Annotated in this window: 23 protein-coding genes; 14 read left to right on the plus strand and 9 right to left on the minus strand. The window is 66.1% G+C overall.

Annotation, left to right across the window (positions count from 1 at the left end; genetic code table 11):
• Positions 1-39 precede the first annotated feature (39 nt).
• Complete coding sequence (locus RIC54_RS18490) at positions 40-807, minus strand: HpcH/HpaI aldolase family protein (protein WP_350096335.1); 768 nt, start codon at positions 805-807, stop codon at positions 40-42.
• A gap of 65 nt (positions 808-872) precedes the next feature.
• On the minus strand, positions 873-1,958 hold the full coding sequence (locus RIC54_RS18495; protein WP_350096337.1) for an ATP-dependent 6-phosphofructokinase: 1,086 nt from the start codon (positions 1,956-1,958) through the stop codon (positions 873-875).
• An 82-nt stretch (positions 1,959-2,040) separates the two neighbouring features.
• On the opposite strand from RIC54_RS18495, the gene RIC54_RS18500 reads away from it, so the two are divergent.
• Genes RIC54_RS18500 through RIC54_RS18510 form a run of 3 tightly spaced genes read left to right on the plus strand, consistent with a single transcriptional unit; the run spans position 2,041 to position 4,693 of the window.
• Entirely contained in the window at positions 2,041-2,946 is a 906-nt protein-coding gene (locus RIC54_RS18500; protein ID WP_350096339.1) for an amidohydrolase family protein, read from the plus strand.
• Between the two features lie 2 nt (positions 2,947-2,948).
• Positions 2,949-3,767 carry an acyl-CoA thioesterase gene (locus RIC54_RS18505; protein ID WP_350096341.1) on the plus strand — a complete coding sequence of 273 codons (819 nt, stop codon included), beginning with the start codon at positions 2,949-2,951 and terminating at the stop codon, positions 3,765-3,767.
• Positions 3,768-3,778: 11 nt separating this feature from the next.
• Complete coding sequence (locus RIC54_RS18510; protein ID WP_350096343.1) at positions 3,779-4,693, plus strand: alpha/beta hydrolase; 915 nt, start codon at positions 3,779-3,781, stop codon at positions 4,691-4,693.
• A 43-nt stretch (positions 4,694-4,736) separates the two neighbouring features.
• On the opposite strand, the gene RIC54_RS18515 is transcribed toward RIC54_RS18510, so the two are convergent.
• The gene (locus tag RIC54_RS18515) at positions 4,737-5,642 is read right to left on the minus strand and encodes a LysR family transcriptional regulator (RefSeq protein ID WP_350096345.1); all 906 of its coding nucleotides are present in this window, start codon (positions 5,640-5,642) and stop codon (positions 4,737-4,739) included.
• Positions 5,643-5,759: 117 nt separating this feature from the next.
• On the opposite strand from RIC54_RS18515, the gene RIC54_RS18520 reads away from it, so the two are divergent.
• The 5 genes from RIC54_RS18520 to RIC54_RS18540 all read left to right on the plus strand — a co-directional run bounded on the left by RIC54_RS18520 (position 5,760) and on the right by RIC54_RS18540 (position 12,129).
• On the plus strand, positions 5,760-6,395 hold the full coding sequence (locus tag RIC54_RS18520) for a glutathione S-transferase (protein ID WP_350096347.1): 636 nt from the start codon (positions 5,760-5,762) through the stop codon (positions 6,393-6,395).
• 38 nt (positions 6,396-6,433) lie between these two features.
• Positions 6,434-8,530 (plus strand): 2Fe-2S iron-sulfur cluster-binding protein, encoded by a 2,097-nt coding sequence (locus tag RIC54_RS18525; RefSeq protein WP_350096349.1) that lies wholly within the window; start codon positions 6,434-6,436, stop codon positions 8,528-8,530.
• Between the two features lie 70 nt (positions 8,531-8,600).
• A complete protein-coding gene (locus RIC54_RS18530; RefSeq protein WP_350096351.1) occupies positions 8,601-9,143 on the plus strand; it encodes a hypothetical protein in 543 nt (180 codons plus the stop codon).
• A gap of 245 nt (positions 9,144-9,388) precedes the next feature.
• Complete coding sequence (locus tag RIC54_RS18535) at positions 9,389-11,632, plus strand: copper-transporting P-type ATPase (protein WP_350151304.1); 2,244 nt, start codon at positions 9,389-9,391, stop codon at positions 11,630-11,632.
• Between the two features lie 17 nt (positions 11,633-11,649).
• Positions 11,650-12,129 carry a c-type cytochrome gene (locus RIC54_RS18540; RefSeq protein WP_350096355.1) on the plus strand — a complete coding sequence of 160 codons (480 nt, stop codon included), beginning with the start codon at positions 11,650-11,652 and terminating at the stop codon, positions 12,127-12,129.
• A gap of 39 nt (positions 12,130-12,168) precedes the next feature.
• Here the strand turns inward: RIC54_RS18540 and RIC54_RS18545 are convergent, their stop codons facing one another.
• From RIC54_RS18545 to RIC54_RS18555, 3 genes are all read right to left on the minus strand, one after another.
• The gene (locus tag RIC54_RS18545) at positions 12,169-12,366 is read right to left on the minus strand and encodes a CsbD family protein (protein ID WP_350096357.1); all 198 of its coding nucleotides are present in this window, start codon (positions 12,364-12,366) and stop codon (positions 12,169-12,171) included.
• Positions 12,367-12,483: 117 nt separating this feature from the next.
• Positions 12,484-13,296 carry an enoyl-CoA hydratase/isomerase family protein gene (locus RIC54_RS18550; protein ID WP_350096359.1) on the minus strand — a complete coding sequence of 271 codons (813 nt, stop codon included), beginning with the start codon at positions 13,294-13,296 and terminating at the stop codon, positions 12,484-12,486.
• Positions 13,293-14,657, minus strand: coding sequence for a CaiB/BaiF CoA transferase family protein (locus RIC54_RS18555; RefSeq protein WP_350151306.1), 1,365 nt, complete (start codon positions 14,655-14,657; stop codon positions 13,293-13,295). The genes RIC54_RS18550 and RIC54_RS18555 overlap by 4 nt, the downstream gene beginning before the upstream one ends.
• Before the next feature lie 32 nt (positions 14,658-14,689).
• On the opposite strand from RIC54_RS18555, the gene RIC54_RS18560 reads away from it, so the two are divergent.
• The gene (locus RIC54_RS18560; protein ID WP_350096363.1) at positions 14,690-15,736 is read left to right on the plus strand and encodes an asparaginase; all 1,047 of its coding nucleotides are present in this window, start codon (positions 14,690-14,692) and stop codon (positions 15,734-15,736) included.
• A 24-nt stretch (positions 15,737-15,760) separates the two neighbouring features.
• On the opposite strand, the gene RIC54_RS18565 is transcribed toward RIC54_RS18560, so the two are convergent.
• Positions 15,761-17,008, minus strand: coding sequence for an MFS transporter (locus tag RIC54_RS18565; protein WP_350096365.1), 1,248 nt, complete (start codon positions 17,006-17,008; stop codon positions 15,761-15,763).
• A gap of 383 nt (positions 17,009-17,391) precedes the next feature.
• On the opposite strand from RIC54_RS18565, the gene RIC54_RS18570 reads away from it, so the two are divergent.
• Positions 17,392-18,738 (plus strand): PAS domain-containing HWE histidine kinase family protein, encoded by a 1,347-nt coding sequence (locus tag RIC54_RS18570; protein ID WP_350096367.1) that lies wholly within the window; start codon positions 17,392-17,394, stop codon positions 18,736-18,738.
• 10 nt (positions 18,739-18,748) lie between these two features.
• Here RIC54_RS18570 and RIC54_RS18575 read toward each other — a convergent pair whose 3' ends face one another.
• Positions 18,749-19,726 (minus strand): glutathione S-transferase family protein, encoded by a 978-nt coding sequence (locus tag RIC54_RS18575; RefSeq protein ID WP_350096369.1) that lies wholly within the window; start codon positions 19,724-19,726, stop codon positions 18,749-18,751.
• 194 nt (positions 19,727-19,920) lie between these two features.
• On the opposite strand from RIC54_RS18575, the gene RIC54_RS18580 reads away from it, so the two are divergent.
• The 3 genes from RIC54_RS18580 to RIC54_RS18590 all read left to right on the plus strand — a co-directional run bounded on the left by RIC54_RS18580 (position 19,921) and on the right by RIC54_RS18590 (position 21,964).
• Complete coding sequence (locus RIC54_RS18580) at positions 19,921-20,226, plus strand: HigA family addiction module antitoxin (protein ID WP_350096371.1); 306 nt, start codon at positions 19,921-19,923, stop codon at positions 20,224-20,226.
• A 92-nt stretch (positions 20,227-20,318) separates the two neighbouring features.
• Positions 20,319-21,521: an MFS transporter gene (locus RIC54_RS18585; RefSeq protein ID WP_350096373.1), complete on the plus strand. Its 1,203-nt coding sequence runs from the start codon at positions 20,319-20,321 to the stop codon at positions 21,519-21,521.
• A gap of 14 nt (positions 21,522-21,535) precedes the next feature.
• Positions 21,536-21,964 (plus strand): CBS domain-containing protein, encoded by a 429-nt coding sequence (locus tag RIC54_RS18590; RefSeq protein WP_350096375.1) that lies wholly within the window; start codon positions 21,536-21,538, stop codon positions 21,962-21,964.
• A gap of 16 nt (positions 21,965-21,980) precedes the next feature.
• On the opposite strand, the gene RIC54_RS18595 is transcribed toward RIC54_RS18590, so the two are convergent.
• Entirely contained in the window at positions 21,981-22,757 is a 777-nt protein-coding gene (locus tag RIC54_RS18595; protein ID WP_350151308.1) for a carbonic anhydrase, read from the minus strand.
• A gap of 204 nt (positions 22,758-22,961) precedes the next feature.
• On the opposite strand from RIC54_RS18595, the gene RIC54_RS18600 reads away from it, so the two are divergent.
• On the plus strand, positions 22,962-23,321 hold the full coding sequence (locus RIC54_RS18600; RefSeq protein WP_350096379.1) for a GNAT family N-acetyltransferase: 360 nt from the start codon (positions 22,962-22,964) through the stop codon (positions 23,319-23,321).
• Positions 23,322-23,329: the final 8 nt, after the last annotated feature.

The raw sequence follows: 23,329 nt of genomic DNA on the forward strand, positions 1-23,329 counted from the left end.
CGATTCTCAACGTCGCAGGAGCAATGCCCCAAGGCGCCCTCAGCGGTCGATGCCGTCCAACAACTGCGCAGAGATCTGCTGGATCAGCATGACGTCGTAGCCCATCAGCAGGAAACGATAGCCGCGGGCGATCTTGGCGTTCGCCTCGGCGGCCGACAGCGACATGCCGCCGAGCACCACCGGGCTTGCCAGGATTGCCTTCTCGGCGCGCTCGATCGCCTTCAGGACATCGGGATGGTCGCGTTGTCCCGGAAGTCCCATGCTGACGGCAAGGTCCATCGGCGCGATGTTTGCGACGTGGATGCCCGGAACGGAAAGAATGCTATCGATGTTCTCGATCGCGTCGATGTGCTCGATCAGGATGATGTTCAGCAGTTCCCGGTTCGCCACCTCGAAATACTCGAGCGGCGTCTTCAGGCCCCACCGGGTCGGCGCGTAGAACGGCCCCCAGCCCCGGGTCCCCTCGGGCGGGTAGTTGATGCACTGGACCGTCGCCTCCGCCTCCTCCCGGGTGCAGATCATCGGGAAGATCAGCCCCATCGCGCCGGCATCCAGGGCCGGCTTGCACAAAGCCAGTTCGGGCTTCGGGATCCGGACCAGCGGCGCGCACTCGGTGCCGGCGGTTGCCGTGATCAGGTTGTAGACCGAGGAAGCGTCGATCGACCCGTGCTCCAGGTCGATGAACAGGTAGTCGAACCCGGCGCCGGCCAGGATCTGGGCCATGTTCACGCTCGGCATGGTGATCAGGACGCCGGCACCCGGCTTACCGGCATCCAGGCGCTTCTTCAGCGGATTGATCCGAACCATCTCCATCCTCCCCGAGCGGTTTCAGTTTTCGGGAAGTGTACGCCATTGCCCGGCTCGCGAAAGCGTCACCCTGCCAGGTCACCGAGGTAGATGCCAAGGCCGCGGGCGGTGCGAACCAGGACGTCGTCACGCTCGACCGGCCGGGAATGCCCGACGACATCTTCGATCGGCAGATCGCTCACCGTGCGCCGGGTCCAAACCGCCACCCGCCCTGTACGACCAGCAGCGACCAGATCCACGGCGTGCACGCCAAGGGCACTGGCAATCACCCGGTCGACCGCCACCGGCTCCGCGCCGCGCTGGACGTGGCCGAGCACCGTTACTCGGGAATCGGCACCGGTTGCGGCTTCGATCCGTTCGGCCAGCCATTGGCCGATGCCACCGTACCGGATGCCCCCGTCGGGCTTGCGGTGCGCCACCGGCTCGCCGGTATCGGTCTTCACGGCTTCGGCGACGACCACCAGAGCAAACGCACGCCCGGTGGCCTTCACAGCCTGTAGCTTTGCGGAGATGCCATCCAGTGAATAGCCGATCTCCGGGATCAGGCAGATGTCGGCCCCGCCGGCCACCGCGGCGTGGACTGCGATGTGCCCGGCATCGCGGCCCATGACCTCAAGCACCATGACACGATGATGGCTCTGGGCGGTCGGCTGCAGTCGGTCGAGGGCTTCCACCGCCACCTCCACCGCGGTGTGGAAGCCGATGGATGCGTCGGTACCCGGTACGTCGTTGTCTATGGTCTTCGGCACGCCGACGAACGGAATGCCGCCTTGCCGGGTCAGCCGGTCGAGGATCCGGAAGCTGCCGTCGCCACCGATGCCGATCAGCGCGTCGATCTTCAGCCCGGACATGCCCTCCAGGATGCGCTGCGACACGTCGGCGACCGAGCCGTCCGGCATTGTGAAGGCGAACGGATCACCGGTGCTGACGGCGCCGAGGATGGTGCCGGCCCGGCGCAACAGGCTGCCGTCGAACTCGTGCACCCGCAGGCGCCGGGCGCGCACCGGCCGGTCGAGAAGGCCGTGGGTCCCGTCCTCGATGCCGATGACTTCCCAACCCAGCGTGTCGGCGCGCAGGACAATCGCCCGGATTGCGGCGTTCAATCCCGCACAGTCCCCACCGCTGGTCATGACCCCGATCCGCTTGATCATGCCGTCACCCCTTTGCCGGTCAGCCGACCGCGTGCCATCCTGAAGCTACCCGCCTCGCCATCCAGATCATGCGCAAGCCATCATGACAGACCTCTCGATCGTCGACTCCCATCATCACCTCTGGGATTTGGAGAGCAATTACTACCCCTGGCTCTCCGACCATCCGGAGCCGCATTTCTTCCTCGGCGACTACTCCCCACTGAAGCGCCAGTACCTGCCCCAGGACTACCGGCGCGACGCCGAGGGTTTCCGGATCGTCAAGACGGTCCATGTCGAGGCTGAGTGGGACCGGGCCGATCAGGTCGGCGAGACCCAGTGGCTGACCCGGATTGCAGCCGAACACGGCATGCCGAACGCCATCGTCGGGCATGTCTGGCTCGACGACCCGGCGGTCGATGAAAAGCTGGCCGGGCATTGCCGGTCGCCCCTGATGCGCGGCGTGCGCTCCAAGCCGGTGACGTCCCTCGCCCCGGATGCTCCCAAGCCCACGGGCCCGCGCAGCCTGTCCGACCCGGCATGGCGGCGCGGGTACGCCCGGCTCGCCGCCCATGACCTGAGCTACGACCTGCGGGTGCCGTGCTGGCATCTGGCCGAAGCGGCTGCGGTGATCGAGAAGCACCCGGAGATCCCGGTGGTACTGAACCACACCGGTTTTCCCTGGGACCGATCCGACGACGGCTTGGCGCTGTGGCGCAATCAGATGCGGACCATCGCCCGGCTGCCCTGGGTCAATCTCAAGCTCTCCGAACTCGGCCGGAAGGATGCCGCCTGGACCGTCGACAGCAATCGGGGCGTGGTACTGGAGGCCCTGGAGATCTTCGGCGTGGAGCGCTGCATGTGGGCGTCGAACTTCCCGCCGGCGAGCTTGAAGATCGGCTACCGCGACCAGATAGAAGGCTTCCTGGAGATCCTTTCCGGCCTGACCCGGCCAGAGCTGGAAGCCGTATTCCATGACAACGCCGCGCGATTCTACCGACTGGAGGGCTGAACGTGAGCGCGTATTTCGAGACCTTCCGATCCAACGTTTTTCCGTGGGAGACCGATGTCGTCGAACACTTCACGGTCGCCTACTACTACGAGAAGTTTGCCGCTGCCGGCGACCGGGCGCTGCTGGCGCTCGGCCAGGACCCGGCCGCCACCCACACCGTCGACTGGCACACCCGCTATCAGCGCGAGTTGCGGGCCGGCGACAGCTACCACGTCATGTCCGCACCGATCTCGGCCGAGGATGGCGACCTGGTGATCGGCCACAAGCTTTACGACAGTGCGGATGGCGCCCTGTGCGCCACCACCGAGCAGACCGTCCTGGGCGCCAGCGCGTCGCCCGATGCGCTGGTGGTGTGGGACGGCCCGGAGCGTGAGGTGCGCCCGGCACCTGCCTGGGGGCCGGCGTGGATCCGCAGCGCCACCGATCTGGTGATCCCGCGCGATCTGGACCGTTCCGGCCGGATGGGGGTCGACGCCATGATCCATCGGTTCTCCGCTGCCATCGCCCAGGTCCTGGTCCAGGCCGGCATGACGCCCGGTTACTTGCGCGAGAAGCGGGTCGGCTACTCGACTTTCGAGTTCCAACTGCGGGTCGCCGAACGGCCGATGCTCGGCGAACCCGTCGACTGCCATTCCTGCTTCGCGCAGATCGGTCGTTCGTCCATGCGGATGGTCCACCGCCTTACACGTCCGACCGACGATGCGGTGGTGGCGGAACTGTCGCAGTTCGGCGTACACCTCGATCTCGATGCCAGACGACCCAGCTCAATCCCTACGGAACTGGTCGAGCGGGCGCGCCAGATGCTCGCGTCCACGGACTGACCGTTTCCCTGATGAAGCACCCTGGAATGGTTCGAGTGGTGATCGTCGCCTGGATGCTGGTGGCGTCGGGGTTGCTTGCCGGGCGTCCGGCTCACGCGGAGCTTCTGCTGTCGCAGTCCTTCGACAGTGCCGCGCTCGGCGAGCCGATGCGGTTCTCCATCTATCTGCCACCGGGATATGGCGCGCCGGACGAAGCAGAGCGCCGCTACCCGGTGGTCTACCTGCTGCACGGCGTCGGCGATGACGAACGCGGCTGGCCGAACTACGGTAAGGTCGACGAAACCCTCGATCGGCTGATCGTGGCTGGCGATCTGCCGCCGTTCATCGTGGTGATGCCGAACGGTCTGAAGAGCTGGTGGGTCGACTCGTCCGACATCGGCGGCCCCGGCAACTTCGGTACGGCGGTTCGCGACGACCTGCCGAAGCATGTCGAAACGCACTGGCGCGCCATGACCAGCCGTGACGGTCGTTTCGTCGCGGGCCTGTCGATGGGCGGCTTCGGCGCACTGCGTTTGGCGTTCGCCAATCCGGAACGCTATCGCGCGGTCGGTGCCATGAGTTCGGCATTGTGGAATCGGGTGGTCCCAGGCTGGCGACCATCCGATCCGGCGCGCATGACCCGGATCTTCAGCGGCTCGTTCGGCGAACCGTTCGACCCGGAGCGGTTCATCGCCAACCACCCGCGCCGCTACCTGCCGAATGTCGAGAACCCACCGGCACCGATCGGCATCTACCTGGAAGCCGGTGACGACGACGGCTTCGGCGCCCAGTTCGCGACCCTGGAGCTGTTCGAGGAACTGCGCGACCGCCATATCCCGGTGGAGCTCCGGATCGACGATGGCGGCCATCAGTGGAACGTCTGGCGCAAGGCGCTGGGCCCGATGATGCAGTGGTTCGCTGGTCTGATGAAGCCGGCGGGAGGCTGACGACGGCCACCGAAACACTGCTCCGGCTGCAGTCGATGCGGCCTCAGATCTCGGCCAGCGTTGCCCGCAGCTGCTGGGACGCAAAGTCGACGAAGGCCCGGACCCGTGCCGCCGCTCGCCGCCCCTCCAGGTGAACAAGGTGGACCGGGATCGGCGACGGTTCGTGCTCGGCCAGCAGGATCCGCAGCCGGCCCTGCCGGACCTCCTGCGCCACCTGATAGGACAGCACCCGCACGATGCCGTGACCGGCGAGCGCTGCCGCCACGGCCACGTCGGCGTTGTTGACCAGCAGTCGCATCCGCGGACGCACCGTCTCGGTCCGGGTACCGGTCTGCGACGGGAATACCCACCCGGCCGGCGCTGCACCCGACTGGAATCCGACGCAATCGAATCCGTCCAGATCGCGCGGAACCAATGGCGTGCCATGCTCGCTCAGGAACTCGGGCGTCGCGCACACCACGCGCCGGACCTCTCCGACGCGCACCGCGCTCAGGGCGCTGTCCGGCAATTCGGCAATCCGGACCGCAATGTCGATGCCTTCGTCCATCAGGTCGACGACCCGGTCGACGAACAAGGTGCGGGCCGACACCATCGGGAACCGGTCCAGGAACTCGAGGACCACCGGTGCAACGTGCATCTTTCCGAACAGCAGCGGCGCCGTAACGGCGAGTTGGCCGCGCGGTTCGGCATGAGCGCCGGCTGCAGTGGCTTCCGCCTCCTCCAGCTCCGAAAGGATGCGCTTCGCGTCGACGAGGAAGCGTGCGCCCGATTCCGTCAACCGGACGGTCCTGGTCGTGCGATGCAGGAGCCGGGCACCGATCCGCTCCTCAAGGGCCGCGATCGCGCGCGTCACGGCCGGTGGTGACTGACGGAGCGACCGGGCTGCCGGCGCGAAACCGCCAGCCTCGGCCACCGCGATGAACACCCGTATTCCGTCCAGATGGTCCATCAGATAATTCCAATATTAGGAATACTTGATTGTCGAAAGCGAGCATTCTTGTCCGCAGCGACTACTCCTAACTTGGGATCGACGCGCTGTCCACGCGTCCGACCCAGGGAGGAACCCATGCCTGCACCATCAGCCGCGATTCGCCTCTACCGCCACGTCCTGTCCGGACATTGTCATCGGGTAGAGCTGATGCTCTCGATCCTCGGGGTACCGTTCGAACCGATCGACATGCAGTTCGGACCAGCCGGCACCCGCACGCCGGAGTTCCTGGCGCTCAACGCGTTTGGCCAATTGCCGGTGATCGAGGACGGCGACCTGACGCTGGCCGACAGCAACGCCATCCTGGTCTACCTGGCCCAGCGGTATGACCGCACCGGTACGTGGCTGCCGTCGGATCCGGTGGTCTGCGGCCACATCCAGCGCTGGCTGTCGGTCGCCGCGCGCCAACTGGCCGAGGGTCCGGCCACGGCTCGGGTTGCCAACCTGTTCAACTCGGCCATCGACCGGGAAAAGGCGCACGGAATCGCCGACCGACTGTTCACGATCACCGACGCGCATCTGGCCGACCAGCCGTACTTCGCCGGAGCCGCTCCGACGATCGCCGACGTCGCCCATTACTCCTACACCGCCCATGCCCCGGAAGGCGGTGTATCGCTGGAGCCCTACCCGAACATCCGCGCCTGGATCGCACGCATCGAAGCGCTGCCCGGCTTCACGCCGATGCCGCGCAGCGCCGTTGGCCTGGCGGCCTGATCGGGCAACATCACGGGCCGGGAAACGGAGCATCGATCATGCCGACCACCACCGCCCCTCTCCTGCCGGCCACGCCGCTGCCGGGCTGGCCCGGCCCGGACGCGCCGACCCACGAGGGCGAAGCCGCACTTCAGGAACGGGCCGGCGTGCGGTCGCGGGCCGATGCGAATACCCGGCGCGCCATCCGCGACTTCATGCCGGACCAGCACCGCGCATTCTTCGCTGGCCTGCCGTTCCTGATCGTCGGCAGTCTGGATGCCGATGACCGGCCTTGGGCGTCGATCCTGGTGGGGCGACCCGGATTCCTGACATCGCCTGATCCGCGCAGCTTGACGATCGCAGCCACGCCGGCTCACGGCGACCCACTGGCCGCGGCGTTGACCGTCGGAGCACCTCTGGGCCTCCTGGGGATCCAACCGGAAACCCGGCGGCGCAACCGGATGAACGGGACCATCGCCGACATCGCCGATGGGCGCGTCAACGTCCGGGTCGGCCAGAGCTTCGGGAACTGCCCGCAGTATATCCAGGCTCGCGCGCCGGAGTTCGTCGCCGAGCCGGCATCCGTGGCCGATCCGCGGGCCCACCATCGCGGCGGCTCCATCCTGTCGGACTGGGCACACCAACGGGTCGAACGGGCGGATACGTTCTTCATCGCGACCGCCGCGCCCGGCGCCCGTTCCGGCGACCCGGTGCGCGGCGTCGACGTCTCGCACCGCGGAGGGCGACCGGGCTTCGTGCGGATCTCCGAGGAAGACGGCGCCACCACGCTGACCGCCCCGGATTTCCTCGGCAATTTCTACTTCAACACCCTCGGCAACATCGCGCTGAATCCGGTAACCGGCCTGCTGTTCGTCGACTTCGACAGCGGCGACGTCCTGATGCTGTCCGGTACCGCCGAAGTAATCTGGGACGGCCCCGAGGTCGCCAGCTTCGCCGGCGCCGAACGCCTGATGAAGTTCACCTTGCGGCAAAGCCTGCGGATCGAAGGTGCCGTGCCGCTGCGCTGGACCGAGCCCGAGCCGGCGTCCCAACTGGCCGCCACCGGAAACTGGACCGAGGCGGAGCAATCACTCTCGGCCACTAGGAGCGGCCCGCGCCACCGTCCGTTCCGGGTCACGCGGATCGAGGACGAAAGCGGCACCGCACGTTCGTTCCATCTGGAGCCGGCGGACGGCGGCGGCATCGCACCGTACGGGCCGGGCCAGCACCTGCCGATCGCGGTCGACGGGGCCAACGCGGGACGGCCCGTACACCGCACCTATACGCTGTCCGACGCCCCCGGCGGGCGGTCGTATCGCATCACCGTCAAGCGCGAAGCCGGCGGGCTCGCGAGCAACTGGCTGCACGACCGGCTGCGCCCCGGCGATACGGTCCGCGCCTCTCAGCCGGCCGGTCGGTTCATCCTCGACACCGACAGCCGGCGACCGGTGCTCCTGTTGTCGGCCGGGATCGGGGTCACCCCGATGATCGCCATGGCAAACCACCTGCTCGGTGGACCGGAAGGACGCAGGCGGGCACCGCATCGACGCGTCTGGTTCATCCATGCGGCCCGGCACGGTGGCGAGCATGCCTTCAGGTCACACATCGCCGGACTGGCGGCCGCCCACCCCGATCACCTGTCCATCCACGTCCGCTACACGGCACCACGGGCGCAGGACCGGATCGGCCTCGATCATCACGGCACCGGCCGCCTCGACCGCGAGGCCCTGCGGTCGGTTCTGCCGCTCGACGACTACGACGTCTATCTCTGCGGCCCGTCAGGGTTCATGGCCGACATGATCGAGGCCTTGAGCAGCCTCGGGGTCCGGGCCGAGCGGATCCGGACCGAAGCGTTCGGTACGAGGACTGATCCGGCTGTTGAGTCCGGATCGATCCAGAAGGCCACGGTCACATTCCGCCGCTCCGGGATCACCGCCAACTGGACGCCAGAAGCCAGAAGCCTGCTTGAGTTGGCGGAGGCACATGGGATCGACGCACCATACGGGTGCCGGGCCGGGTCCTGCGGCGCCTGTGCCACTCAAGTTCCGGCGGGCGCCGTCCGATACCAGCGTACGACCGACGCCTCGCCGGCTCCCGGCCACGCCCTGATCTGTCAGGCGGTCCCGTCCTCGGCGCACGTCGAGCTGGATCTGTAAAGAGGGCTGCGCACCGCTCCACACCTGGCGCTATTGTCCCGGCTGACATCATCGGTGTGGAGCAACAGCCATGCGTGCAATCTTCGCTACCGCAATTTTCGGCCTCGTCGTGGCGGCTGGATCGGCCGCCGCGGATACCAACCCCTACCAGGGCATGACGCACAGAGCGATCAAGGCGCTGTCGGATCAGGAGATGTCTGATCTGGCCGCCGGCAAGGGAATGTCATTGGCGCTCGCAGCCGAACTGAACGGCTATCCGGGACCGCGGCACGTGCTGGATCTGGCCGAGCCGCTGGGGCTCTCGCCCGACCAGACCACCGCGATTCAATCGATGTTCGATGCCATGAAGGCCGATGCCTCAGCCTTGGGCGCAGCGATCATCGCAAGCGAGGCCGATCTGGAACTTGGTTTTCGCACCGCATCGCTGGACGCCGACAGGCTGAACGAAAAGGTCATGGCAATCGCGGTGCTGCGCGGGCAGTTGCGGGCGACCCACCTGCGCTTCCATTTGTCCACTCGCGACCGGCTCGATCGGCAGCAACTGGCCCGCTACGACCAACTGCGCGGCTATGGCACCGGCCAGCAGCACCACGGTCACCATCAATCCAAATAAATCTGACTCAAACAACCTTGACCTTCCTGTCACTGGAAGGACCATCTTGGGCTGATACGGAGATCTTTCGGCGATAAGGCAGGTCAATCATGTCCGAGCACGACAAGCAGCACGCCGGTCACAACCACGCCCACGGCAATGCCGCCCATGGCCATTCAAGCCATGGCCATGCAGGTCACGGGCACGCAGGTCATGGGCACGCGGGTCATGGGCATCACCACGGTAGCGGCGATCATTCAGCGCGGGTGATCTCGGACGATGAGCGCCAACGCGGCGGCTACATCTGCCCGATGTGCGCCGGAGTGTGGAGTGCCCAGCCCGGCAACTGCCCGAAATGCGGCATGGCCCTGGAATCCGCCGATCCGCGCGGCGCAACGAAGACCCGGTACACCTGTCCGATGCATCCGGAGATCATCCGGGACGAGCCCGGTTCCTGCCCGATCTGCGGCATGGCGCTGGAGCCGATGACGGTATCGCTTGATGACGGCCCCAGTGCCGAGTTGGTCGACATGACCCGTCGCATGATCATCGGCGGGATCTTGACCGCCCCGGTCCTGGTTCTCGCCATGGGCGGCATGGTACCGGGGCTGGGGATACTCCTGGAGGGGACCTGGGCCCGCTGGCTGCAGGCCCTGCTCGCCACCCCGGCCGTGCTGTGGGCCGGCTGGCCGTTCTTCGAGCGGGCCTGGACCTCGGTGCGCCTGCGCAGCCCGAACATGTTCACCCTGATCGGCCTCGGCACCGGCGCCGCCTACCTGTACAGCGTCGTCGCCCTGGCAGCCCCGGACCTGTTTCCGGACAGCCTGAAGGGCGAGCACGGCACCGTCGGCCTCTACTTCGAGAGTGCGGCAGTGATCGTCTTCCTGGTGCTGGTTGGACAAGTCCTGGAGCTGCGGGCCCGCGAACAGACCAGCGGCGCGATCAAGGCTCTGTTGGAGCTGGCACCCCGCACCGCGCGACGCGTCAAGGACGACGGTGACGACGAAGAAGTCTCGATCGATGTCCTGCAGAGCGGTGACCGTTTGCGGGTCCGGCCGGGCGAACGCGTGCCCGTCGACGGCGTGGTACTGGAAGGCAGCAGCGCCGTCGATGAATCGATGGTCACCGGCGAGCCGGTACCGGTGGAAAAGCAACCGGACGACCCGGTGGTCGGCGGCACCCTGAACGGCCGCGGATCGTTCGTGATGCGCGCCGACAAGGTCGGACGCGACACCCTGCTGTCACGGATCGTCGATATGGTCGCCCAGGCCCAGCGCTCGCGAGCGCCGATCCAGGGCCTGGCCGACAAGGTGGCAAGCTGGTTCGTGCCGGCCGTGATCGCCATCGCCGTCCTGTCGTTCGCAATCTGGGCGGTCTGGGGACCGGAGCCGGCGTTGGCCCACGCACTGGTAGCGGCGGTGTCGGTGCTGATCATTGCCTGTCCCTGTGCGCTCGGTCTCGCCACCCCGATGTCGATCATGGTCGGCACCGGTCGCGGCGCCCAGATGGGCGTCCTGGTCCGGCACGCCGAGGCGCTGGAGCGGCTGGAGAAGGTCGACACGCTGGTGGTCGACAAGACAGGCACCCTGACCGAGGGGCATCCCAAGCTGAAGTCGGTGTCGGCGCTGGACGGGTTCGAGGAGGCCGACATCCTGCGTCTGGTCGCCGGCCTGGAACGTGGCAGCGAGCACCCCCTGGCAGAGGCGATCCTGTCGGGCGCTCGCGACCGCGGCGTGACCGTGCCGGAGGCCGCGGCGTTCGACATGCATGTCGGGCGTGGTGTCACCGGAACCGTCGACGGGCAGATGGTCGCGTTCGGCAACGAACGGCTGATGAAGGAGCAGGGCGTGGCGATCGAAGCCATGATCGACACGGCGAATGCCGAACGCCGGGAGGGCGCCACCGCCATGTTCGTCGCCATCGGCGGCAAGCCGGCAGGTGTGGTGGCCGTCGCCGACCCGATCAAAGACACGACCAGGGAAGCCGTCGAGGCGCTGCGGCGTGACGGCATCCGCGTCGTGATGCTGACCGGCGACGCCCGATCGACGGCCGAAGCGGTGGCCCGCGAACTCGGGATCGACGATGTCCACGCCGAGGTCCAGCCGCAGGACAAGGCGGACATCGTCGAGCGGTTGCAGAAGGAAGGCGCCGTCGTGGCGATGGCCGGCGATGGCGTCAACGACGCCCCGGCCCTGGCGCGCGCCGATGTCGGCATCGCCATGGGCACTGGAACGGACGTGGCGATCGAGAGCGCGGGACTGACTCTGGTGCGCGGCGATCTGCGCAGCATCGTCCAGGCCCGCCAACTCAGCCGCGCGACCATGAGCAATATTCGGCAGAACCTGTTCCTGGCGTTCGTGTACAACGCACTGGGCGTGCCGATTGCAGCCGGCGTGCTGTACCCGTTCCTGGGCGTACTCCTGAGCCCGATGATCGCCGCCGCCGCCATGAGCCTGAGTTCGGTCTCGGTCATCACCAATGCGCTGCGCCTGCGCAGCACGCGTCTCTAATCTTGGAGAAAGTCGACATGCAGCGCAGTTGGGTCGTGCTGGTCGGTGGCATCGCAGTCGCCGTGGCCGTCATCGCCATGGTGTTGTCCGCGGTTCCGGGCGCAGCACCATTGCAGGGGCTCTTGAAGCCTGACGATCCTGTGGTGGTCGCACAGGGTCGGCAGATCTACGAGGTCAACTGCGCCTCCTGCCACGGCGCCGATCTGGCAGGGCAGCCGGACTGGCAGAAGCGCAGGGCCGACGGCCGTCTTCCGGCACCCCCGCACGACGAGACCGGACACACATGGCATCACCCGGACGCCGTGCTGTTCGACCTGACGAAGGTGGGGCCGGCAAAGATGATCGGCGATCCGACGTACCAGACGGACATGCCTGCCTATGAGGACAAGCTGAGCGACGACGACATCATCGCGGTTCTCTCCTACATCAAGAGCACTTGGCCAAAGCCGATCCGCGACCGCCACGACCGCATGAACGCCGAAGCCCGCCAGAACTGATGCTCCGGCGGGCTTCGCTCGTTCAATCAGGCAACGGGCTTAGTGCCGCGACAGCCAGTCGTTGATCTCGCGCTCGGCCTCTTCCTTGGTCTTGCCGTAGCGCTCCTGGATCAGGCCGGCGAGTTCGGTCTGCCGGCCCTGGATGCGATCCAGTTCGTCGTTGGTGAGCTTGCCCCACTGTTGCTGGGCCTTTCCCTTGAACTGCTTCCAGTTGCCTTCGACCTGCTCCCAATTCATCGCGATCTCCTCGAGTTACGGAACTGAAGGAGAAACCATCCTCCACGTTCCTTGTTCCCGTGTGATCGCTGTGACGTCCCGCTAGCCTTGTTCCCGTGTGATCGCTGTGACGTCCCGCTAGCGCCCCACGAAGGTTGGCTTCTCCTTGGCCAGGAACGCCTTGTAGCCGCGTTGGAAATCCTCGGTGTCGAAGGCGTCATAGCCGAGATCCTTCTCAGCCTCGGTCAACGGCTTCGGATCGGTCAGGCGGTAGATGAACTGCTTGTGCCAGCGAGCGGTCAGTGGCGCGCCCTCGGCGATCTTGGCAGCCCACTCGTAGGCTGCCGTCTCGACCTGATCGTCCGGCACCACCTTGGTGGCGATACCCAGGCGCAACGCGTCGGCAGCGTTTAGCAGGTCGCCGACCAGCAGGATCTGCAGCATGGCGCTGGCGCCGTACTTCTTCACCTGGAATTCCAACTCCTCCATCGACTCCACCAAGCCAAGGCGCTTGACCGGCACGCCGAACCGGCTGCTCTCGCCGCAGATCCGAAGGTCGCACAGCGCCGCGAGCCCGAAGCCGCCACCGACGCACAATCCTTCGATCAGGGCGATTACCGGATGACGGCAGGCAACCACCGCCTCGGACGACGGCGCCGACACTTCGGCGTACTTCTTGGCCGCCGCCTTGTCCTTGCGCACGCTCTCGAACTCCGAGATGTCGGCGCCGGCCGAGAACGCCTTGCCGCCGGCGCCGCGCACCACCACGCAGCGCAGCTCGGTGTCGGCATCCAGCGCCCGGAACACCCGATCGAGGCCAGTGAACACACCGAGGTTCATGGCGTTATGCTTGGCCGCCCGGTTGATGGTGACGGTGGCGATACGGTCCTCAACGTGGACCAGCAGATCCTCCGTCCCCGACAGTTCGGCAGTTCCCTTGACGGCAGTCATTCAGCAGCCTCCCGGCTCGCGGTGTCGCCCAGATGCACGGCATTGCCTGCCGCCAGGGCCTCGATTTCGGTTTCGGTGTAGCCGAGTTCGGCCAACACCTCGGCGGTGTGCTGTCCGAACAGCGGCGACGGCATCGCCACCTTGCCGGGCGTTCCCTGGAACTTGATCGGCAAACCGATGGTCTGGACGCTGCCGGCCACCGGATGATCGACTGTCGGCACCATCTCGCGCGCTATGGTCTGCGGATCCTGGTGCATCTCCAGGATGTCGAAGATCGGTCCGGCCGGAATTCCCTCGGCCTCGAACTTGGCAAGCCAAGCTTCGCGGGTGTCCTTCTCGAAGCGGGCGTTCAGTTCGGCCTCAAGCTCCTTCAGGTTGGCGAGGCGGTCGCCGTTGGTCTTGAAGCGAGGATCGGCGAACAGCTCTGGCGCCCCGATCATGGTGCACATCTTCTCCCAGAACCGGGCCGTGTTGGCCGCGATGTTGATGTAGCCGTCTGAACAGCGCACCGCCTGATATGGGGCGCTCAGTGGATGCGCGGACCCCATCGCGCGCGGGGCCACACCGGTCGCAAACGCGATCGTCGACTGCCAGTAGGTCAGGGTGATCCCGGCTTCCATCAAGGAGGTATCGAGCCGCTGGCCCTCGCCGGTCTTCAGACGATGGCTGTAGGCGGCACAGATGCCGAGCGCCAGGAGCAGACCGGCGGTGATGTCGCAGACCGGCGGGCCGACCTTGACCGGCGGGCCATCGGGCCGTTCGCCGGTGATGCTCATCAATCCGCTCATGCCCTGGGCGACCAGATCGAAGCCACCGCGCTTGGCGTACGGGCCGGTCAGGCCGAATCCGGAGATCGAGGCATAGATCAGGCCGGGATTGACCTTCTTCAGGTCATCGTAGCCAAGCCCCAGCCGCTCCAGCACGCCGGGGCGGAAGTTCTCCGTCAGGACATCGGCCTTGGCGACGAGCTTGCGCAGAGCCGCCGCACCCTCCGGGGTCTTCAGGTCCAGAACAATGCCGCGCTTGTTGCGGTTCATCATCATGAACGATGCGCTCTCGCCGTTGATCGCCGGCGGAACGTTGCGCCGGGTATCGTCGCCGCCCGGCGCCTTCTCCTCCTTGTTGACGTCGGCGCCCATGTCGGCCAGCATCAGCCCGCAGGTCGGGCCGGCCATGTGGTGGCAGAGTTCGATAACGGTCATGCCCTGCAGCGGGCCGAAGGCGCGGGCGCCCATGGTGTCCTCCTCGATGGTGCGACGTCCCGGTCCGGCGGTCGGAGCGGAGATACCGGGCGGCGTCTTGCGCCGTCCAGGACGGGCGGCGTATGGATTCAGCAGATCCCACAACGACCATCCGGCCACGTCAAGCGCCGCTCGCCGCAGGAGACCACGATATGACCGACAAGCCGAGAATCGCCGTGCTGGCGCTGGGCGGCACCATTGCGATGGTGAAGGGCGACCACGGCGGCGTGCGCCCGGGCCTGGGCGCCGACGATCTGGTCGCGGCGGTTCCCGGAATCGACCGGTTCGCGACCATCTCGGCCGAAACCGTCAAGACCGTCGGCAGCTCCGATCTCGCCGTCGACGACGTTCTCGCGGTGGCCCGGCGGATCGCTGAACTGGTGGATGCCGGCGCGATCGACGGGGCGGTGGTGACCCAGGGTACCGATACCATGGAGGAATCCTCGTTCCTGCTGGACCTTGTGCTCGACGGCCGGGTGCCGGTCGTCGTCACCGGGGCGATGCGCAATCCGCTGTCGGTATCGCATGACGGGCCCGGCAATCTGCTGGCGGCGGTGATGACCGTCGCCGATCCGGAGGTCCGTCGCCGATCCGCCGAACTCGGCGTTCTGGTCGTCCTGCTCGACACCATCCATGCCGCCATCGACGTGGCCAAGGCCAGCCCGCACCGGATCGACGCGTTCCACAGCATGGTTGCCGGACCAGTCGGTGTGCTGGTGGAGGATCGGGTGCGCCTGCTCGGCACGCCGAACCGCGCGCATAAGAAGGCGTTCGACACGGCGACCGGCAGCCGCGCGCCCGCCGGCTGGACCGAGACCAGCGCCAGCGTGGCGCTCCTGACGCTTGGCCTCGGGGAATCCGGCGGCCTGCTCGCAGCCCTGGCCGACGATCCGACGCATTTCGGCTACGGCGGCGCGGTGCTCGGGGCGATGGGTGGCGGCCACACGCCGAGTTGGATTGTAGAGCACGTCGAGGCGCTGGCACGTCGTATGCCGGTGGTCATGGCGGCGCGAATCCAGTCCGGCTACCTGCTGCAGGCGACTTACGAACGCGCCGGTTCGGAGATCGACCTGATCAAGCGCGGGGTGATCTCCGCCGGCCGCCTGCCTCCGCTGAAGGCCCGCCTGCTGCTGACGATGCTGCTGCGCGCCGAGGCAACCAGGGAAGCCTCGCAGGCGGTGTGGGACGCGTTGAACTGACGGTGACGCGCGGCGCGTTGGCGGTCAGCCGGATCGATCGATCTCCTCCGGCGGGCGGACACGGCGGAAGTTGATCAGCAGAAGCAGGTCATAGACGACCTTCAGCGCGCCGCCGACCACCAACGGCCAGCCGAAAGTCGACACGGTCAGCAGATAGCCGGCCAGCAACGGACCGATTGCCGAGGCAAAGCTGCGGGGCACGGCGGTCAGGCTGGCCGCCGCAGGCCGCTCCTCCGGGGTCACCACCGCCATGACGTACGAACTGCGCGTCGGCACATCCATCTGGGAAAGCGCGCCACGCACGAGCAGCAGGGCGATCGCCACCTCCAGGTTCGGCGCGAACGGCACCAGCATGATGCAGAAGTTTGCCGGCAGGTGCGTGAACACCATGGTGTTGATCAGGCCGAAGCGTTCGGCGACCGGCACCGCCACCAGTTGCGACACCGCGGTGCAGATGCTGCTCCAGAACAGAATCGCCGCCATCATGCTGACCGACACGCCGAAGTGCTGGTACAGCCACAGCGCCAGGATCGACTGAACGAGAAATCCGCCGCCGAACGAGTCGATGCAGAACAGCGCGGCCAGCTTGTAGACCGTGGACCGCGACTCCCTCAGTGGGGCCGGTGGTGCGCTGGAGGCCCGCTCAATCGCCGGCGACAGTCGGCGGTATACCAGGAAGGATGTCAGCCCGACCGCCCCGTACAAGACGAACATGATCCGCATCGCATCGGGCAGTCCAAGCCCGGTCCAACCGGCGGTCAGGTCCGGGATCGCGGCTGCCAGGGCGCCGACCGCCCCTAGCAGCGACCCTGCAAGGCTGTATCGGGCGAACAACGCCGTGCGCCGCTTGGGATCGATCGACTGCGACAGGACCGTGTGCTCGAGCGGCAGGAACACACTGACGTCCCCGGAACTCGGATTCATGGTGCCGACGAAGGCGATGATCAGGATCGGCCAGAGATCGATCGACAGGGCGAAGCCGACGCCGGTTGCCGCCATCAGCAGCCCGGCCGCCCGCAGCAATCGCCGCCGCGGATAACGGTTGGCGAACACGCCGACGCCGAGCGTGAGGCCGGCGGAACCGATCAGGGTGGCGGTGATGATCGCCCCAACGGCGAACGCACCGAACCCCAGTTCGATCAGATAGACCGGCAGCAGCAGGGCGACGAACCCGTCAGCGAACGCGCGCAGTCCCCGGATCCACAGGATTCGAGCGGCGTCCGGCGTGACACCGTTCGGCAGCAACCGCCACCACTCGTCGCCGATCAGCATACAGGAACTGCCCTACCGAACACCGAGCCGGCAGGGAGCGTTTCGCCGTCGGTGATGCGGACACTGTGGGGTCTCGGCAAGCGGGTGTCGAGCAGGCGGGCGCACGGTCATCGGAACGGCGTCGGTCGAGCGCAGAGACGAATCAATGTTCGCGTCGACAGCACCGAGCACCGTGATAGATAGTTGAATGGAAACCAGCGGCATCACACGGCGGCACCAGCATTGAGACGATGAGATCCAGGTACGACTTTCTCGCCCGGGGTGGCGAAATGGGCGAACTCACACGTGCTCACGATTGGGCATCCACGTCGATTGGCCCGCCTGAGACCTGGCCGCAGAGCCTTCGCACAACGATCCGGCTGGTCCTTAACACGCGGCACCCGATGTTCATTTTCTGGGGCCCGGATCTCATCCAGTTCTACAACGACGCCTACCGCCAGACGATGGGCCCGGAACGTCACCCCAGCGCTCTCGGGCAGCGCGGGCGGGAGTGCTGGGGAGAAATCTGGGACATCATCGGCCCGCAGATCGAACTCGTCATGGCCGGCGAGGGGGCAACATGGCACGAGGACCAGCTTGTGCCGATTACCCGGTACGGCCGGCGGGAGGATGTCTGGTGGACCTACGGCTACAGCCCGATCGACGACGAGACCCAGCCAAGCGGAGTGGGTGGCGTGCTGGTGGTCTGCAATGACGTGACCGACCAGCACTATGCGGTTGATGCGCTGCGGGCGAGCGAGGAGCGCCTGCAGTTGGCCCTGGCGGTCGGCGTTGTCGGGAGCTGGGACTGGCACATCCGAACCGACCGGGTGTTCGCCGACGAGCGGTTCGCACGACTGTACAGCGTCGATCCCGAGATCGCGCGCGCCGGTGCGCCGGTCGAAATGTTTCTCCACAGCGTTCATCCGGACGACTCGCAGCGCCTCAACAAGTCAATTCAGAAGACTCTAATGGAAGGAGGCGATCTCGCCGAGGAATACCGCCTGATCCAGGCCGACGGGACAATTCGCTGGGTTCTTGCGCGCGGTCGCTGCTTCCATGACGACCACAACCAGCCGCTGCGCTTTCCAGGGGCGGTCATCGACATCACGGAACGCAAGGAGGCCGAGGAGCACCGAAAGCTTCTGGTCAACGAGTTGAATCACCGGGTCAAGAACATGCTGGCCTCGGTCCAGGCGATCGCCAACCAGACCCTTCGCAACGGCGTTCCGATTGCCGAAGCCCGCACCGTGTTCAGTGATCGCCTGATCGCCCTGTCACGGGCGCAGGATGTCCTGATCGGCGAACTCGGCGCCGGTGCCGAGATTGCCTCGGTCATCCGGACCGCCATCGAGCCACTGGCTGGTGACGCCGGACGGCTCCGCATCGATGGGCCCGCACTCCAGCTTTCTCCGCGGGCCGCACTGTCACTCTCGATGGCCATGCATGAGCTGTGCACCAACGCCGCCAAGTACGGCGCGCTGTCGAAGCCGGAGGGCCGTGTGGACGTGCGCTGGACCCTCGACCCGGACGCAGACGGGGAACGGCAACTGCGCCTGTGCTGGATCGAAAGCGGCGGCCCGACCGTGTCACTTCCGCGGCGTAAGGGGTTTGGCTCGCGTCTGATCGAGCATGCTTTGGCGACGGAGCTGAGCGGCAGCGTGTCGCTGGACTATGCCCCAACCGGTCTGGTCTGCACGATCGAGGCGCCGTCGAAGGCCATCACCGGCGACCCGCCCGTCAACGGATAACCCGCACGATCTACATCCCGGCTCGTCCGTGCGGTGCCTCGTAGTCCACCTCCGGCCCCGTCGGCACGATACCGGTCGGATTCACGCTGCGGTGGCTCTCGTAGTAGTGACGCTTGATGTGATCGAGGTTCACGGTCCCGGCGACGCCGGGCGTCTGGTACAGATCCCGGGTGTACGCCGACAGGGCCGGATAGTCCGCAATCCGCCGGAGGTTGCACTTGAAGTGCCCGGCGTAGACCGGGTCGAAGCGGACCAGCGTGGTGAACAGCCGGATATCGGCCTCGGTCATCCTGTCCCCGACCAGATAGCGCTGCCTTGAGAGCCTTTCCTCCAGCCAGTCGAGGCTGTCGAACAACGGGCCGACCGCTTCCTCGTACGCCTCCTGGGTGGTCGCGAAGCCGGCCTTGTAGACGCCATTGTTGACGGTGTCATAGACGCGGGCGTTCACTTGGTCGATCTGATCGCGAAGGACGGTCGGGTAGTAGTCCCCGGCAGCCGCGCCGACGTCGTCGAACGCGCTGTTGAACATCCGGATGATCTCGGCCGATTCATTGGAAACGATGGTCCCGGTCCGGCGGTCCCAAAGCACCGGCACGGTCACCCGGCCGGTGTAGCGGCGGTCGGCCGCCAGATAGACTTCGCGCAACAGGCCGGCTGCATGGACCGGATCGGCCACCACCCCGGGACCGGCCTCGAAGGTCCAGCCGTCGTCTCCCATGTACCAGTGGACCACCGAGACCGAGATGGCGCTCTCCAACCCCTTCAGCGCCCGCAGGATCAGGGTGCGATGCGCCCATGGACAGGCCAACGAGACGTAGAGGTGATAGCGGCCGGGTTCCGCCTTGAAGCCGCCGGTACCGCTTGGCCCGGGCGTGCCGTCGGCGGTCACCCAGTTTCGGAACGCCGACTCCTTGCGCTGGAAACGCCCGCCGGACGCCGACGTGTCGGGCCATTGGTCACGCCATTCGCCGTCGATCAGCAATCCCATATCCTTCTCCTGGCACTCTGTGAATCTTGGACGCCGCAGCGCTCACATGGCGACAAGCGCTGAAATTGCGAGGTTGAACGCCGTGAGGCTCCACCGCCGTGGAACCAACTGGCTATCGACGGCGTTCTCCTGGATGGCGGTCGGACCGACTCGCTTACTGATCGGTTGTTCGGCGGTCCGATAGGGAGGTGCTTATGATCTGGAATTCATCGATCGACGATGAGCGCAGGAACGCGTCGGGCCACCCGGGCGAGACGCTGGCCGATGAACTGGCGGCACGCAATGTCTCGGTCGCAAGCCTGTCCCAGGCGACGCGGCTCACGATCGGCCAACTGGTCGACATCATCCACGGCTACAGGCCGATCAACACCGACACGGCCCTTCGGCTCGCAAGCTTCTTCGGATCATCGGCGCGCTTCTGGTTGGACCGGCAGGCGGCGTACGACCGGACGGTCCGCGAGGGCGTGTCGGCAACGCTTTCGGACCGGTCGCCGGTCTGAACTACGAAAGCGCCTTGGTCGCTGCCGTCATTCCCCTGCCCATCGCCACCGGCTAGCATGACGACCCGTCGGAAACCGAAAGGGTTTCGATCATGCGGTTGTCGCGCGGCGCCATTTCGCCGGTCCTGATTGCCACCACGGTGCAACTGGTTGTGGCGCTGACCATGGCGTCGATCCAGGTTGCGGCCCCCACCATCGCTCACAGTCTTGCGCTTGACGTCCACTGGGTCGGGCCGTTCGTCGCGCTGTGCTACGCCGTTGCCATGCCGGTATCGCTGCTGGCCGGCGGCATCGTTCTGCGACAGGGTGCGGTGCGCGGCGGGCAGATCTGCCTGATCGCGGCCGGTGCCGGCGCACTGCTGTTCGCCACGGGGTGGCCGCCGGCCATGCTGTTGTCGGCGGTCGGGTACGGGATCGCTGTCGGCCTGTCGGTGCCGGCCGGCAGCCAGTTGATCGCGCGCCACGCCGAGAGCCGCGAGTTGCCCCTTGCGATGTCCCTGGGTCAGTCGGGGATGACGTTGGGCCGGCTGGTCACCGGCCTCGCCGTTCCCGGGCTGGTTCTGCTGGCCGGCTGGTCCGGAACCCTGATTGCCTGGGCAGTGATCGCGGCGGTGCTCGCGTTGCTGCTGGAGCGTTGGCGCCCCCAACTCGATCCGCGGTCACCCCGTTTCCACAAGGTCGCGCGCCGCAGCCTGATGGAACCGCTGACGATGATCCGCGACAACCCGCAGCTGCGGCGCCTGACCTTCGCCGCCATCGTGTTCGCCAGCGCCCAGCTGTCGCTGGTGGTCTATCTCGTCGCCTACATGCACGACGTCGCCGGGCTGTCGCTGATTGTCGCCGGTTTCGGATTCGCGTTGGCCCAGAGCGCTGGGATTGCCAACCGCTTCCTGCTCGGCGGCCTTGCCACCGCCAGCGGTCGACCGCGCCTCCTGCTGAGCGGGCTGGGCTTCGCCATGGCCGCCGCCCTGACCGGTGCCGCGGCGCTGTCCCCGGGATGGCCGACCGCTCTGGTGCTGCTGGGGGCCGCTGTCCTCGGCAGTGTCGCCATGAGTTGGAACGGCCTGCTGTTCGCCGAGGTCATACGGGCAGCCGGGGTCCGGCACGCCGCCACGGCGACGGGCGCCGTTTCGTTCGTGACCTTCATCGGGCTGGCGACCGGCCCCGCCCTGTTCGGCGGCCTGCTGGCGGTCGGCCTCAGCTATGCCCATGGCTTCCTGGCGTTTGCGGCGGCGGTCGCAATTGCCGGGGCCGTCGTCATGCCGAAGCTCCGGCTGGCGCCCGAAGCGACCTGAACTGGGAGCGTTCCATGACCCTGACCATCATCCCCGATGCGATCACCGCGCAGACCCTGGTGACGGTCACACCCGCGGACAACGTACGCGCCACGGTGCGGCTGATGGCCGAGCGGCACATCGGCGCCGTGCCGGTGATCGGGCCTGACGGGGCCCTGGTCGGCATCTTCACCGAACGGGACGTGATGTGCCGGGTCGTCGACCGCGACCTTGACCCGCTGGCAACCACGATCGGTCAGGTCATGACCGCCTCGCCGAAGACCGCGACCCCGGATTGGCCGATCCTGAAGGCGCTGGAGCACATGGCCGAGGGCGGTTACCGCCACCTGCCGGTGGTCGAGGACGGACGACTGCTGGCAATCGTGTCGATCCGCGACCTCTATGCCGCCGTAACCGGAAAGCTGGAGGACGACATCATGGCCCTGTCGAGCGGCATGGTATGACCTCGACCGGTCGGCATTAAACCAGATTTACCCTGCCTGAGGCGATGTCATACACACCGCCGACCACCTTCACCTTCCCGGCCGCGACGAATTCCGAGACGATCGGCTTGGCAGCCTGAAGCTGAGCGACGTTGTAACGAACGTTTTCGATTGTCGCCGCCGCGAGCAGATCCACCGGCTTCTGGGCGATGGCCGCCTTGACCCCCGGCCGCAGGGCATCGACTAGGCCGGGCAGGTGCCCTGGCAATGTCACACCCTCCTGGACCACCTTGATGGTGGCGGAGACGGCACCACAGCCAGAATGCCCCAGCACCATGATCAGCGGAACGCCCAGGAACTTGACCCCATATTCCAGGCTGGCGAGACCGTCGTCGTTGACGAAGTTGCCGGCGACTGGCGTGACGAACAACTCGCCTGGCGCGTGGTCGAAAATCAGCTCCGGTGCCGCACGCGAGTCGGCACAGCCGACGATCGCCGCGATCGGGAACTGGGCCTCCGCCCGAGCCATCCGCCCGGCGGAAAAGTCTTTGTTGGCCGGGGAGTTGCCAGCGTACCGCGCGTTGCCTTCCATGATACGCGCTAAGGCCACATCCGGGGCGATCGCGTTCGGTGCGGTCTGGGCGAGAGTCGGAAACGACGACAGGGGGCCGGCAACCGCCGCACTGGCTAATGCAAGACCGGCCGCTCCCAGCAATCGACGACGGGACAGGTTGGTCCGGCGCTCATCACAAACCTGACACATAACACCCTCCGGCAATTGACGTTCAGACGGCGAAGATTGAAGATTCTGCACAGATTAATCATCTGACGATACCGCAAGCGAATCCTTCATCAACTCAAAAACAAATTTCCAGATCACTAAATTATCTTAGCATCATGATTTTATGTTGATGAATAAATAGAATAGACACTCCCGCCAAATACTAAAATGCGACAACCAATGAACTTTTGATCATAATATTCATTTTATAATAAATTTAATGTTATTTAAGGCAAAATGAATAACTCACCAAACCAGAGAATCACTTTCGGACGACTGGCAGATATATCGGCGAGCAAAATTGTTGCGCATATGTCTGACCCCCGTGTTGCTGCCCACATGCCACTTCTTACATTCAAATGGGATCAAGACACTGCTGCCAAGTTCATCACTGCAAAAGAGGAATGCTGGCGTCGCGACGGGCTTGGGCATTGGGCGATACTTTGCAACGACAGTTATGTCGGATGGGGTGGCTTTCAGAAAGAAGGCGATGAATGGGACTATGGATTGGTGCTCAAGCCTGAGAATTTTGGGCTTGGCACGCGCATCGGCGATTATATACTTGACGCAGCAGACGCGGATTCCTATCTACAGTGAGTAGGAGG

It is taken from the genome of Thalassobaculum sp., from assembly GCF_040219215.1.
Taxonomy (GTDB): Bacteria; Pseudomonadota; Alphaproteobacteria; order Thalassobaculales; family Thalassobaculaceae; genus Thalassobaculum_A.

Coding starts and splice junctions, on each gene's coding strand:
- RIC54_RS18525 (WP_350096349.1), top strand. CDS start 6,434: ATGCCGACCACCACCGCCCCTCTCCTGCCGGCCACGCCGCTGCCGGGC.
- RIC54_RS18520 (WP_350096347.1), top strand. CDS start 5,760: ATGCCTGCACCATCAGCCGCGATTCGCCTCTACCGCCACGTCCTGTCC.
- RIC54_RS18600 (WP_350096379.1), top strand. CDS start 22,962: ATGAATAACTCACCAAACCAGAGAATCACTTTCGGACGACTGGCAGAT.
- RIC54_RS18590 (WP_350096375.1), top strand. CDS start 21,536: ATGACCCTGACCATCATCCCCGATGCGATCACCGCGCAGACCCTGGTG.
- RIC54_RS18570 (WP_350096367.1), top strand. CDS start 17,392: ATGTTCATTTTCTGGGGCCCGGATCTCATCCAGTTCTACAACGACGCC.
- RIC54_RS18540 (WP_350096355.1), top strand. CDS start 11,650: ATGCAGCGCAGTTGGGTCGTGCTGGTCGGTGGCATCGCAGTCGCCGTG.
- RIC54_RS18530 (WP_350096351.1), top strand. CDS start 8,601: ATGCGTGCAATCTTCGCTACCGCAATTTTCGGCCTCGTCGTGGCGGCT.
- RIC54_RS18545 (WP_350096357.1), bottom strand. CDS start 12,366: ATGAATTGGGAGCAGGTCGAAGGCAACTGGAAGCAGTTCAAGGGAAAG.
- RIC54_RS18585 (WP_350096373.1), top strand. CDS start 20,319: ATGCGGTTGTCGCGCGGCGCCATTTCGCCGGTCCTGATTGCCACCACG.
- RIC54_RS18550 (WP_350096359.1), bottom strand. CDS start 13,296: ATGACTGCCGTCAAGGGAACTGCCGAACTGTCGGGGACGGAGGATCTG.
- RIC54_RS18490 (WP_350096335.1), bottom strand. CDS start 807: ATGGTTCGGATCAATCCGCTGAAGAAGCGCCTGGATGCCGGTAAGCCG.
- RIC54_RS18560 (WP_350096363.1), top strand. CDS start 14,690: ATGACCGACAAGCCGAGAATCGCCGTGCTGGCGCTGGGCGGCACCATT.
- RIC54_RS18565 (WP_350096365.1), bottom strand. CDS start 17,008: ATGCTGATCGGCGACGAGTGGTGGCGGTTGCTGCCGAACGGTGTCACG.
- RIC54_RS18500 (WP_350096339.1), top strand. CDS start 2,041: ATGACAGACCTCTCGATCGTCGACTCCCATCATCACCTCTGGGATTTG.
- RIC54_RS18510 (WP_350096343.1), top strand. CDS start 3,779: ATGAAGCACCCTGGAATGGTTCGAGTGGTGATCGTCGCCTGGATGCTG.
- RIC54_RS18580 (WP_350096371.1), top strand. CDS start 19,921: ATGATCTGGAATTCATCGATCGACGATGAGCGCAGGAACGCGTCGGGC.
- RIC54_RS18515 (WP_350096345.1), bottom strand. CDS start 5,642: ATGGACCATCTGGACGGAATACGGGTGTTCATCGCGGTGGCCGAGGCT.
- RIC54_RS18495 (WP_350096337.1), bottom strand. CDS start 1,958: ATGATCAAGCGGATCGGGGTCATGACCAGCGGTGGGGACTGTGCGGGA.
- RIC54_RS18575 (WP_350096369.1), bottom strand. CDS start 19,726: ATGGGATTGCTGATCGACGGCGAATGGCGTGACCAATGGCCCGACACG.